13 protein-coding genes and 1 tRNA gene are annotated in these 12,425 nt (G+C 55.1%); all 14 read left to right on the top strand.

Annotated features, from left to right (window positions below):
• Positions 1-197: 197 nt before the first annotated feature.
• The 14 genes from A7P99_RS08210 to A7P99_RS08145 all read left to right on the top strand — a co-directional run bounded on the left by A7P99_RS08210 (position 198) and on the right by A7P99_RS08145 (position 12,249).
• A complete protein-coding gene (locus tag A7P99_RS08210) occupies positions 198-2,399 on the top strand; it encodes a UvrD-helicase domain-containing protein (protein ID WP_067528703.1) in 2,202 nt (733 codons plus the stop codon).
• 107 nt (positions 2,400-2,506) lie between these two features.
• The gene (locus A7P99_RS08205) at positions 2,507-2,968 is read left to right on the top strand and encodes an HIT family protein (protein WP_067528709.1); all 462 of its coding nucleotides are present in this window, start codon (positions 2,507-2,509) and stop codon (positions 2,966-2,968) included.
• A 421-nt stretch (positions 2,969-3,389) separates the two neighbouring features.
• Positions 3,390-3,995 carry a sigma-70 family RNA polymerase sigma factor gene (locus A7P99_RS08200; RefSeq protein ID WP_067447871.1) on the top strand — a complete coding sequence of 202 codons (606 nt, stop codon included), beginning with the start codon at positions 3,390-3,392 and terminating at the stop codon, positions 3,993-3,995.
• A gap of 5 nt (positions 3,996-4,000) precedes the next feature.
• Positions 4,001-4,198 carry a zf-HC2 domain-containing protein gene (locus A7P99_RS08195; protein WP_345840836.1) on the top strand — a complete coding sequence of 66 codons (198 nt, stop codon included), beginning with the start codon at positions 4,001-4,003 and terminating at the stop codon, positions 4,196-4,198.
• 114 nt (positions 4,199-4,312) lie between these two features.
• Positions 4,313-4,388: transfer RNA gene (locus tag A7P99_RS08190), tRNA-Phe, on the top strand.
• A gap of 199 nt (positions 4,389-4,587) precedes the next feature.
• Entirely contained in the window at positions 4,588-5,781 is a 1,194-nt protein-coding gene (locus tag A7P99_RS08185) for an integrase arm-type DNA-binding domain-containing protein (RefSeq protein ID WP_067447875.1), read from the top strand.
• A gap of 117 nt (positions 5,782-5,898) precedes the next feature.
• On the top strand, positions 5,899-6,747 hold the full coding sequence (locus A7P99_RS08180; protein ID WP_153705716.1) for a hypothetical protein: 849 nt from the start codon (positions 5,899-5,901) through the stop codon (positions 6,745-6,747).
• A 182-nt stretch (positions 6,748-6,929) separates the two neighbouring features.
• Positions 6,930-7,199, top strand: a complete 270-nt coding sequence (locus A7P99_RS08175) for an AlpA family transcriptional regulator (RefSeq protein ID WP_167738627.1) — start codon at positions 6,930-6,932, stop codon at positions 7,197-7,199.
• Positions 7,196-7,720 (top strand): hypothetical protein, encoded by a 525-nt coding sequence (locus tag A7P99_RS08170; RefSeq protein WP_067447881.1) that lies wholly within the window; start codon positions 7,196-7,198, stop codon positions 7,718-7,720. Before A7P99_RS08175 ends, A7P99_RS08170 begins: the two co-directional genes overlap by 4 nt.
• Positions 7,721-8,045: 325 nt before the next feature.
• Entirely contained in the window at positions 8,046-8,240 is a 195-nt protein-coding gene (locus A7P99_RS08165; RefSeq protein WP_067447883.1) for a hypothetical protein, read from the top strand.
• Entirely contained in the window at positions 8,237-8,644 is a 408-nt protein-coding gene (locus tag A7P99_RS08160) for a hypothetical protein (protein ID WP_067528697.1), read from the top strand. Before A7P99_RS08165 ends, A7P99_RS08160 begins: the two co-directional genes overlap by 4 nt.
• Positions 8,641-9,036 carry a hypothetical protein gene (locus A7P99_RS08155; protein ID WP_067687183.1) on the top strand — a complete coding sequence of 132 codons (396 nt, stop codon included), beginning with the start codon at positions 8,641-8,643 and terminating at the stop codon, positions 9,034-9,036. The genes A7P99_RS08160 and A7P99_RS08155 overlap by 4 nt, the downstream gene beginning before the upstream one ends.
• 161 nt (positions 9,037-9,197) lie before the next feature.
• Positions 9,198-10,271: a toprim domain-containing protein gene (locus A7P99_RS08150; protein WP_067448202.1), complete on the top strand. Its 1,074-nt coding sequence runs from the start codon at positions 9,198-9,200 to the stop codon at positions 10,269-10,271.
• 13 nt (positions 10,272-10,284) lie between these two features.
• A complete protein-coding gene (locus A7P99_RS08145; RefSeq protein ID WP_067687180.1) occupies positions 10,285-12,249 on the top strand; it encodes a DUF927 domain-containing protein in 1,965 nt (654 codons plus the stop codon).
• The last annotated feature ends 176 nt before the right edge of the window (positions 12,250-12,425 follow it).

Raw genomic sequence — 12,425 nt, 5'->3', positions numbered from 1 at the left:
AAACGAACCAGCGCCGATGATAGTGCGGATACCCGTGCGAAAGTAGGACACTGCCAAACACCTATTTACGACACCTGCCTGATGGCGGGTGTTGTGCTTTGTGGGAGTATGATGAAAGGAATGGAAAGAATACTCAGATTAATTAAGAATTTTAACTATATAATCCATCTTTTCTAGTTAGCCCAATACTCCATATCGTGTTCACGCCTATTCCGAAAAACTCCCTACTTTCCGGCTTAAACAATGAGCAACTTTCTGCGGTAACCTGGCCGGCGCAATCTGCTTTGGTGCTGGCTGGTGCCGGCAGTGGTAAAACGAAAGTGCTTACTACCCGCATCGCTTGGCTCTTGCATAGCGCCCAAGCTAGCCTACATTCGGTGATGGCGGTTACTTTCACTAATAAGGCTGCGAAAGAAATGCGTGCCCGGCTCGAAGCCATGTTGCCGCTTAATATTCGCGCTATGTGGCTGGGTACGTTCCATGGCTTGTGCCACCGATTTCTGCGTTTGCATCACAAAGAAGCTGGTTTGCCTGCTGCCTTCCAGATTTTAGATAGCAGTGACCAGCTCGCTCTAGTCAAACGCCTGCTCAAAGCTCTCAACATTTCCGAAGAAATCATCGCCCCGCGTGTCTTACAAGGCTTTATCAACGCGCAAAAAGAAGCAGGTTTGCGTGCTGCTGTGCTACATGCCAACAATCCGTTTGAGCAGCACCTGATTGAATGCTATGCCGAATACGATCGTCTGTGTCGGCAGGAAGGGGTAGCAGATTTTGCTGAACTCATGTTGCGTAGCTATGAAGTGTTGCAAAGTAACGAGATCCTACGTACTCACTACCAAAACCGCTTCAACCACATCTTGGTGGACGAATTCCAAGACACCAACAAACTGCAATACGATTGGCTCAAACTTCTGGCTGGGCAACATGCTGCTGTATTTGCTGTGGGTGACGACGATCAGAGCATCTACCGTTTCCGTGGCGCGCGCGTGGGCAATATGGCCGATTTCATGCGTGAATTTCAGGTAGCCTCTCCTATCAAGCTGGAGCAGAACTACCGTTCGGTGGGCAGTATCCTTGCTGCGGCCAATGCCGTGATTGCCCATAACGACGGCCGCTTGGGCAAGAACCTGCGCACTGAAGCCGAGCATGGCGAAAAAATCCGCTTCCTTTCCGCCTTTACCGACGGTGAAGAAGCCGAGTTCGTGGTAGAAGAAATCAAAGCCCTGCACCGGGACGGCATGGATTTGGCACAAACTGCCGTGCTCTACCGCAGCAATGCCCAGTCGCGAATTCTCGAGCAAGCTCTGTTTCGTGCAGGACTGCCCTATAAAATCTACGGCGGCCTGCGCTTTTATGAGCGGCAGGAGATCAAACATGCACTTGCTTATTTGCGGCTGGCGGTTAATCCTGACGACGATAACGCTTTGTTGCGCGTCATCAACGTGCCCGCACGCGGCATTGGCAGCCGTACGGTGGAAAACATTCAAGCCGCTGCTGCGCAGGAAGGCATGCCGCTGTGGCAGGCAGCCTGCCGCGTGGCCGTGAAAAACGGCAAAGTGGCAGCCTTTGTGCGCCTGATTGAAAGCCTGCGTGGCTGCATTGGCCAAGTGGGGCTACCTGAGATTGTGGCCGAGGCCGTGCGCAGCAGCGGTCTGTATGAGTATTACCAAAACCAAAAAGCCGACTATCAAGACCGCTTAAACAACTTGGACGAACTCATTCGTGCGGCCGAAGAATTCCGCCCTGAAGACAGCACGTTTGAAACCCTGCCTGCTGATACCGCAGAGGGCCACGCCTTCCCCGCGCTCGCTTTCCTGAGCAACGCCGTACTCGAATCCGGCGAAAACCAAGCCGCCGCCAACGAATCTGCCGTGCAGCTGATGACCGTGCACGCCGCCAAAGGGTTGGAATTCGACGCCGTATTCCTCACCGGCATGGAAGAAGGCCGCTTCCCCAGCGAATTGAGCCTGGCCGAGCCGGGCGGGCTGGAAGAAGAGCGGCGGCTGATGTATGTGGCCATCACCCGCGCCCGGCGGCGGCTCTACATCAGCATGGCGCAACAGCGGATGTTGCACGGCCAAACCCATTTCGGCACCGTATCGCGCTTTGTGGAAGAAATTCCGCCTGATTTACTGCATTTACTCACCCCCGTGCTCAAGCCACGCTTTCCCGTGCCCGAAGGCCGGCCTCAACAGAGCAGGGCAGAATGGACTGCACCGGTGGCGAAGCAGGATTATGACGGTTTCAGCATCGGTCAAAACGTGCGCCACCCTAAATTCGGCACCGGCGTAATCATCGAAGGCGAGCACAAAGCCGACAGCGCCCGCCTCACCATAAACTTCGGCAAACAGGGCATCAAAGTGCTGGACACCAAGTTTGCCAAACTGGAAGCCGTGTGAGTTTTCAGGTAGCCTTAGGGCTTGAAGCAGATTGCCCAGCAGGCTACCTGAAAAATATCAGCCGCAGCGTAGCCGAAAAATTTTTATCGAATATCAAGGAGAACACCATGTCCGCATACGACAACGACAACATCTTCGCCAAAATCCTGCGCGGCGAAATCCCCAACCACACCGTGTACGAAGACGAACAAGTCCTCGCCTTCCTCGACGTGATGCCGCAGGCGCGCGGGCACGTGCTGATTGTGCCGAAAACGCAGGCCGTGGAGCTGAGCGATCTGCCATTAGAATATGCACAAGCCGTGTTTGCCGCTGCCAAGAAAATCATTGCTGCCCAGCGCAAAGTTTTGCAGCGGCACGGCATCGTGCAAATGCAGCTCAACGGCGGGGAAGCCGGCCAGAGCGTGTTCCACTACCATATGCACTTGATTCCCGGGCACGTGCACGAGCTGGCGCGGCACGAAGATAAAATGGCCGATCATGCAGAACTGGCCGTGCTGGCCGCCCAACTGCGTGAGGCCGTGGCAAAGTTGTGCTCCTATTCGGCAGCATATCGAAGCGGCGGCAATTAAATCGACTACATGCACAGCAGCATTCACGGCAAACCTGAAAAGTTTCAGGTAACCTTTTGGAAGAATCCAATTGAGTTGCTGAAGTTAGCGGTATAAGACCTTTTAAGAGTTGCCGAATATGGGCGCAGTTCAAGGCGTTTCACCAAACACCTTCTTCTCCTCCCCTTACGGCGTTAGCTCACCTTGTTGTACTACTGTGCTTTCTGCAGCTCGCTGCTTTGCGGGGAGAAAGAATTTGTTTGGCTGTCGCAGCACAGGCATATCATTAGAGGTAGGTAAGCGATTGAGTAGCGCATAATGCCCTAAGTGCCCGTGGGAGGTAGTTTTTCAAAGGTCTTAGCATGTCAGAATGGCAGTAGCTAAATCGTCTAATCACAAAGAATGGGCTACTTGAAAGTTTCAGGTAGCCTTCCAAAGCAAAATGAAACCTAACCAAGCAGACCCTAATCACCACCTGGAACAGGTTTGGCAGCAGGCCGATGTTGCCGAACTGCGGCGCAAACTTCTACGTTTTGCCACCCTGCAACTACACGATGCCCAATGGGCGGAAGACGTGGTGCAAGACACCCTGCTGAAAGCTTTTGCTCGCCGGCAGCAGTTTCAAGCTGCCGCACAATGGCAAACGTGGGTGTTTGCTATTTTGCGTAACACCTTATTAGACAGCCTGCGTAGCCGACAAAACCGACTGCAATGGCAAGTGAGCAGCGAAGACGAGCAGTTTCTCGATGCCGTCCGCCGGCAGCAGTTTGACGAGAGCGGCCATTGGATGGACAGCGCCAACCCACAAACATGGGCTTCTCCGGAAGACATCATCCGGCAGCAGGAATTTATGCATACTATGGAATACTGCCTCGAACAATTACCGGACAATACCGCGCGAGTATTTATGCTACGGGAGTTGATGGGGTTGGAAGTGGCTGAAATTTGTCAGCAAACCGGTATTAGCGCTGATAACTGCTACACCATTCTTTACCGCGCCCGTAATGGCCTACGTCGCTGTCTGCAAAGTAATTGGTTAAACGGATAAGGAGGATGCATATGCTGAAATGCCAACAAGCCGCAGAACTGATTTCGCTACAACACGACCGTCCGCTGAGCCTCCTGGAACACTGGCAACTGCGATTGCATCTCCTCGTTTGTTCACCTTGCAAACACTACCGTAAACAGCTGTACACTATTGAGTTGGCAATGGAACATTTGCGGCAGGATCAGGGTAGAGACAAGAGATGAAAGGTACCTGAAAAATATTTGAGAAAATAATATATTCGCTAATTAACAAAAATATTTTCCCGGAAAAGCTTGACTCAGATTGGAATAACTGGTGTAATAATAAGCTGCGAAAGCGGCCAGATAGCTCAGTTGGTAGAGCAACGGATTGAAAATCCGTGTGTCGGCAGTTCGATCCTGCCTCTGGCCACCACTAACCGCATTTTAGCGGTTATTTTTTTGTCTAACGCCTTCTATCTAAATCTACAAGACCCAAGCCCAGCAAGGTTTCTAGCTATGTTTAGGGCTTGTTTGGTATCTACCGCCGTCTATCCGAATTGCATTGAAGCAACAGAATTTTTACGGTATCTTTTACGGTATTTTGAAAATACCGCCGAAAAAATACCGTAAAAATGCCGCTAACCGACCGCCAAATAAAGAATGCCAAGCCTGCCGACAAAGCTTACAAGCTGACTGACGGTAGCGGGCTGTATCTGCAAGTTACCCCTGCGGGCGGCAAATTATGGCGGCTTGATTACGCGATAGCTAATAAGCGAAAAACACTATCAATCGGGAAATATCCCCTTATCTCCCTGCTCGAAGCGCGGGAAGCCGCCGAAAGCGCGCGCCGGCTGCTGGCTGCCGGGCAAGACCCGGGCGAAGCCAAGAAGCAGGCCAAACAAGAGCGCATTGCCGCCCTACAAAACACCTTCCGCAATTTGGCCGCCGAATGGTACGAACACCAGCGCGCCGGCTGGACGGCAGGCCATGCCGCTAAAGTGTGGCGCAGCTTCGAGGTGGATATTTTGCCTGCGCTTGGCAGCCTGCCGATAGCGGAAATCCGTATTAAAGACGTGAAGGCAACCGTTGATGCGGTGGCCGCACGTGGTGCATTGGATACGGCGGCCAGCATATTACAGCGCATCAAAGCCGTATTTAACTACGCTATCCGAACAGAGCGAGCCGAAAACAACCCCGCCGCCGTGCTAACCGGCACAATCAAACTGCCCAAACAAAAACACCAGCCCGCCTTGCCGCAAGCCGAGCTGGTGGAGTTTTACCGCCGTTTGCTGGCCGAAAAAATCCGGCAGCCAACCCGGATAGCCATGCTGCTGATTATGCTGCTGTTTGTGCGGGCAGGGGAATTGAGGCGGGCGGAATGGGAGGAAATCGACTTTGAGGCGGCAGAGTGGCGCATTCCCGCCGAGAAAATGAAGATGAAAGCCCCGCATATCGTGCCGCTGGCCAATTGGTCGCTGGAACTGCTGGCCGAACTGCGGGCGATAACCGGCTACAGCCGCTATTTATTTCCCTCCGTGAGCCATGCCGATAGGTGCATGAGCGAAAACACCCTATCTTATCTGACAGGTAGGATGGGCTACAGCGGCATAGCCACACCGCACGGCTTCCGCAGCTTGGCTACCGATATTCTGAACGAAAACGGCTGGCCGCCGGACGTTATCGAGCGGCAGTTAGCCCATGTGGAGCAAAACAAAGTGCGCGCCGCTTACCACCGCACGGAATACCTGCCGCAGCGCAAGGAAATGATGCAATGGTATTCGGATTTTTTACGGGAGCGGTACGAGCAAGCCAAACAGGCTACCTGAAAAGTTTACGGCCATACCTAGCCCGCGATTAGCTACCAAGGGCGAAAAGCAGGATGCAGCCCCAAGCCTGCCGGTGTGGCCTCCCTATGCTGTGGGGCAGAAATATGGGGCGTTTTGATGAGCGATACGGTTTCAAATGAACACGGCAGCCAACACCCGCTATTACAGCGTGGCCGCGAGGTAGCATTGCATTTAAGCCCATGCCTGCTGCTGACTAAGCTGGAATGTGAAAGCTGGCTGGAAATGATGACAGTGGCAGAAATCGACAAGATATTAGCCGATATAGATAAAATCATTGCTGCTTTTGATGCAGAGATAGGGAAAGGACGATACAACAAAACGCGGGATGAATACACCGTCCCAGTTTTGCCGGCTGCCCTGTATGGCTGTTACAAAGACAAAAGCCAGCTCCCCAAGGCAGCGGATATTCCGCTGTCAGTCAAAATATGCGGTATGCAGCGCCGGATAATCGGATTAACCCGGCAACATTTGCTGGCTGCCGCCTATCGACGGATAGTGGATGACTACCATCAATGGGAAACGATTACAGATGTGCTGGAAACCGCTTATGAACAAGTGGACGAAAACGGCTACCATGTTTCTGTTTTCTATAATCCGGTAGCCGTATTTGAGCTGATGGCAGACGTATCCGCACTATTGGCCTTGGCTTCCCATGCGGATATAGCAGCAAATGGTGTGATTAATTTCGCTGAATTAGGTGCTAGGGCTTTGGCGAATAAAAGCCGTAAACAGGCGGCTAAGTCCGCTAAGGTGAGGGGAGCAAATAGACAGAAGTTTCAACAGGCTTTTGTGGAGGCTAAACAAGAAAAGCCCAAGTTGTCGGCAAGGCAGTTTGCTATGAGAAATTATGTTGCGTATGGGTATAAAACCCTTGAGGGGGCAATAAAAGCCATAACTGGACAGGAGTTTGAAAAATTCAAGGACAGTATAAATTTGACAAAGTAAGGAAGTAGAGTTAAGGAGTGCAGAAAAATATAGCCGATACCGTACAGGATATATCCTGTACGGTATCGGCTATTCCATAAAAACGGCTGTCTGATTACATTGCCGTGTATTCCATTGTTGCTATCCTAAATGACAATGAATACACGGTTTTTGTTGGAGTTTTTATTTATATGGAGGATTTTATGGCTGATAGTTCTATTTCCATCCGAATGTTGCGCCTGCCCGATGTGATGGCGATTACCGGCTTGAGCCGGGCGGCGATTTATGCCAAGTGCAACCCGAAAGACAAGACGCGGTACGACCCGGATTTCCCGCAGCGGGTGCAGCTGTCCGCCAATGCGGTAGCTTGGCCTTCCGACCGACTGCAAGCGTGGCTGGATAAGCGTATTGCGGCGAGCCATGCCACCCATAACACCAGCGCCGCCGATAAGGGTGGGAAGGGGGCGAGATGAGCAGCCAAGCCGTATTGTTGTGCGACCGGAGCAATCTGACTTTCGCCCTTACGGATAGGGCGGGGCTGCTGGCCGCGTTGGAAGCAGGGCAATGGCCGGCAGATGTGCAAATCCACAGTTACAGCCGCCGCAATGCGCTATATAGCTTGGGTTTGGAAACAGAGAAACGCGCGAAACAGGCGGGAGCGGTGTACCTTGTCCGCTATTTTGACGATGTACCGGCAATGGAAAGCCTGCAAGCAGCCTTGCTGGTGTATGACGTGATAAGCAGCGGGCAGATACCGCCGGATGATGAAATCAGGCGTATTCGAGAGCAATGCGAGCAAGGGCGTATTTTGCCGGTGTGGCTGGAAGGATTGCCGTTTGCAGCGGCCTATCAGGCGATTTCGCCATATACTAACCCGCCGCCGATGGTGGAGCAGGCCGAACGGGCGGCCTTGCGCGGCGAAGATGCCCGGCGCGGCAATCCGCCGCCGCTGTTCGCGGTGGTGCATCTGGGCGAAGCGGAAAAGGCTACCTGAAAACCCCACCGCCCCTTGACAGCACAATTCCACCGGGCAATAATGGCCGCGCCGTTTTCAATCAAACGGCCAGCCGTGAGAAGCTGATACAACCAGGCAAGCAGCCGCCCACCGCGCAAGGTGTTTCCGACACCAGCACGCCAAGCGGTATTTTCATGCTTGCATTCCCCTTGCTTTACCTTTCAGAGGCAGGCGGGGGCAAAGTAAGGCGTAAGCCTTGCCGATACTGGTTGTCGGTTTCTCACCCTTTGCCCTTTGCCCTGCCGCCCCACCGCGTGAGAACGGAAAGGCGGCGTAGAGCCTAACCAGAAAGAGGTAAGCAATCATGACCAAAATCCGACAGGGCTATTCACGCCCGCTTGTTTCTCATCCTATCCGCACGTTTCCCAGCCTGATACAGGCTGCTGCCTTTATCGACCGCCTGACGGCCGCGCGTGCCGACCATTACCGCTTCAATATCCAGCAATCCGCCGCCGACAAATGGACGGTGTGCCGTGTGGTATCGGGAGGTGTGGCATGAATACCGGCAAACCCGACACCAGCCGCATCAATATGGCGCTATATGGCGGCTTGGCCGGCTTGTTGGCCAACCGTGAGTATCTTGCAGCGGAGTATGTGGTTGATTTATCCGATACCGAGCTGGACAACCTGCTCGAGCTGTCGGAAGTGGCCTCCCGGCGCTTGGGCTTTATCTTGGAAACGGTAGGCCGACTGCTGGAACACCATGCCACCCTGCCGGCTTCCCAGCAAGAGCTTGGCGCGGCGGAAAGCGCCCGCCTGTCTAATGCGCTGATGGCGGAATTGGGCGCGGCTTTGCTCTATCTGCACGAGCTGTCCGGTGTGCTGACGGAGCAATACGGCTTCCGCCAAGGATTCCAACAAGCTTTGAACGGCACGCAAAAGCAGGAAGGGGGCAAACGATGAACCCTTTAGCCATTAAGCCGTTGTTTGCCTTTGCCAGCCTTGCCGAAACGGCGGAGGCGATAGCCGCATTGGGAGGCAACCGGCCGGAGGGTGCGCGTATTGGCGTGTTGCGGCAGGGTGAGCGCTGGTGTGTGTATCTGTGGGGCGTATCTGCCGGCACGGTGGCGCTGGACAGGTGCAATCCTGCGGCGCTGGCGGGGCTGCTGGAGTGCGGCAGCTTTACTGAAGCGGCGGAATATGCGGCGGCGCATGAGGCCGGCAATCCCATGATTTTGCAGCTGGCAGGCGGGGCTTGGCTGGTGTCGGGCAATCCGCTGGCCTACCGGCGCAGCCAAACGCCAGACCGGCAGCCTGCCGCCGCAAGCAACCGGCATAAACACCGCAAGCGATAAATGCGCGGTAAACGGCTTAAATTTGCGTTTATAGCGCGTTTAAGCCGTGCGGCAGTATTGCCCTATCTTTCCATTCTATCCCCTTAATTTCGCAAATCAGGCCGCCTAGCGCACGTTTTGGCACTAGGCAGGGCGGTTTGCAGCCTGAAGAAAGCCAAATCATGAGTTATCCAGACGAAAAACGGCCGCGCTTTTCCCTAGCCGAAGTGAAGGCGGTGGCACGCGGGCGCTGGCCGGCCATCTTGGCGGCCTTGGGCGTGGATGCCCGCTATACCGATACGCGCAAACACCAGCCATGCCCTGCCTGCGGCGGCAAAGACCGCTACCGCTTTACCGACCATAAGCAGGGTGGCGGTTTTATCTGCAACCATTGTGCCCCGGATGGCGGTAGCGGCTTTGATTTGCTGATGCTGGTGTCGGGTTATGACTTCAAGGAAGCGGTGCGGGCGGTGGCCGGGGTGTTGGGCATGGGCGGCGGGCAGCCTGCGCCGGTGTTGGCCAAAGCCGCGCCGCCTGTGCAAGAAGCGGTAAGGGATGAGGCCAAGCGGCAGCGGCTGGCGGCTTTATGGGGCGAATGCGAGCCGTGGAACGGCAGCCGGCTGATTGCGGATTATCTGCATGGGCGCGGTATTCCCTACCCGGAACAGTTGCCGATAAGCGGCGATTTGCGCCTGCATCCGCGTTTGGCCTATTGGCACGTGGGGCGTGTTATCGGGCGTTTCCCCGCTATGGTGGCGGTTTACCGCGATACGGCGGGCAAGCCGTGCGGGTTGCATCAAACCTATCTCACGGTGGCCGCCGGCGGCGAAGTGGCCAAGGCGGCGCTATATGAGCCGCGCAGCCGGCAACGGCTGCCGGCCAAGAAAATGCAGGCGGTGGGCGCGGGCAGCCTGACCGGTGCGGCCATGCGCCTATTCCGCCCGCAAAACGGCCTATTGGGTGTGTGCGAGGGTATCGAGACGGCGATAGCGGCGCGGTATATATCGGGCGTGCCGATGTGGGCTTGCGGTTCGGCGCACGGGCTGAAATCGCTGGTGTTGCCCGATAGCGTGCGGGAGCTGGTCATTATTGCCGATAACGACCCGAATAAAACCGGCATTCAGGCCGCGCGGGCATTGCAGCGTCGATATAGCGGCAAATTGGACAGCATTAGGATTTGGCAGCCGGACGGTATCGGCACGGATGCGCTGGACGTGCTGGCGGCCAATACGGCTAAAGGCTACCTGAAACAATAGAGGCTACCTGAAAATGAGCGACAACAGAGACGACAGAAACGAAACAGGCGAAAACAACGCGGCAAACGGCCGCCAAGGCGCAGCCAAGGGCAATCAGGGCGGCGGCAAGGGTAACGGCCGCTTGAAGCTGGTTAAGGGCGAACGCAGCGATTTGGAGGCATTGGCCGCCATTCGGGACAGCGAGCCGCAGCCGATAGCGCCCTATTACGAAGTGATTTGGCACAATGCCACCTTGTCGGCGGGGGTGTGGTATCACGGCGTGAGTACGGATAAGGACGGCGTGGAACACTTCAAGAAACCGCAAAAGCTGGCAGACCCGTTCGAGATTGTCGGGCGCGGGCAGGATTTCGAGGGCAACGAATACAGAGTAATCGAGTTCAAACGCAACGGCCGTACGGAGCGGCGCGCGCTGCCTATGGATATAGTGGGGCGGCCGGACGGGTGGGGTTTCCTGCGCGGTTTGGGTATCGGCGTGAAGCAAGGCAGTATGTTGATGGGGCTGCTGGCCGACTATATCCAATGGGAAGGCAACGCCGAGGTGTGGCAGGTAGTGAGGCGCGGCGGCTGGTGTGATAAGCATTTCAGCGCCTATGTATTGCCCAGCGGCGAGGTGTTGGGCAGCCCGGAAGGCAAAGTTATCTATATCGGCGACACCAGCAAGCAGGAAGCGTTTCAGTCTGCCGGCAGCGTGGCGCAATGGCAGGCGGAAATCGGGCGTTATTTGGCCGGCAACAGCCGCCCATTGCTGGCTTTGGGCATGGTTTTTGCCGCACCCCTGTTGCGGCTGGTTAAGCAGGAAAGCGGCGGTTTCCATTTTTTCGGTAGTTCGTCTATCGGCAAGAGCATATCGGGGCTGATTGCGGTGTCCGCACTTGGCGACCCTTCCCGCCTGAAAGTGCAATGGAAAGGCACTTCGCTAGGTTTTGACAATGAAGCCGCCTCCAATAATGACGGCCTGTTGTTTCTCGATGAAATCAGCGAGGCCGACCCGAAAACCGCCAAAGAGGTAGCTTATTCGGTATTCAATGGGCAATCCAAGCTGCAAGGGGCGGCCAAGGGCGGCAATAGAGGCCGCTTGAGTTGGACGGTGGCGGCCATTTCCACCGGCGAATACGATTTAGAAAATTATTTGCGCGCTGCCGGCTTCGAGCTGAACGCGGGGCAGGCAGTAAGGCTGCCGTCTATCCCGGCGGATGCGGGCAAGGGCTACGGCGCATTTGACGAATTGCACGGCTTCGCTGCCGGCAAGAGCTTGGCGGTACATTTGGAGGAAGCGGCCAAAAGCCTGTATGGAACGGTATTTCGCGCTTATGTAGCGGAGCTGGTGCAACGGTTGCACACCGAACCGGAAGCGCTTAAGGGGCGGCTGAAAGCCTTGCAGGGCGAGTTTGAAGCGCAATTACCGCCGGATTTGGCCAGCCAGCCTGCCCGTGCTGCGCGGCGTTTCGTGTTGGCGGCGGCAGCCTTGGAATTGGCAACGGAGTGGGGCATAACCGGGCTTGAAAGGGGGGCGGGCTTTGCTGGTGTTTTATCCTGTTTCGGTGCTTGGTATGAGCGGGACGGCGGCGGCAACCGTGAAGACAGGATAATCCGCAAGAGAGCGCGCGATTTCCTACAGGCTTACGGGCAGAGCAGCAAGTATTTTGTCAATTTGGTGGATGTGGGTATTGGCGGCAGTTACCAACCCGATTATGCGGAGTTTTGGGGCTTCGTTGTGCCGGCAAACTATGAAGACGGCAGTACGGGCAAACCGCGTTATTTCCTCACGGATAAGGTGTTTGAAGAATATATCTGCAAGGGCTTTGACCCGCGCAAGGTATGCCAAGTTTTAACGGCGGATGGCTGGATGCGCAAAGACGGCAAGCATAACCGTATCAAGCTGCCGCGTAAGGCGGTGGAACTAAACCTGCTTTGTGTGAAGCGGATGTATTGCTTTGTCGGGGACGTGCCGCCGGATGAGGCGGCAGAGCAAATTTGACGGTGCGCGTCGGGCGGATATGAGCTGGCGAGGCAAGCGTGGGGTGTGTGCATTTTTAACACCAGCTATCACACGCGCGAGAAGAATAAGTGGGGAAGGTGGGGGCAGGTTTAATATATGTTAGTTAATCAACATATAAATCAATATGATATATTGAAATGTGCCGCTTAATAAAA

The organism is Eikenella sp. NML120348, from assembly GCF_001648435.1.
In the GTDB taxonomy this organism is placed as follows: domain Bacteria; phylum Pseudomonadota; class Gammaproteobacteria; order Burkholderiales; family Neisseriaceae; genus Eikenella; species Eikenella exigua.
The sequence above is the reverse complement of the archived record's forward strand: the minus strand, read 5'-3'. Positions and strand labels throughout refer to the sequence as shown.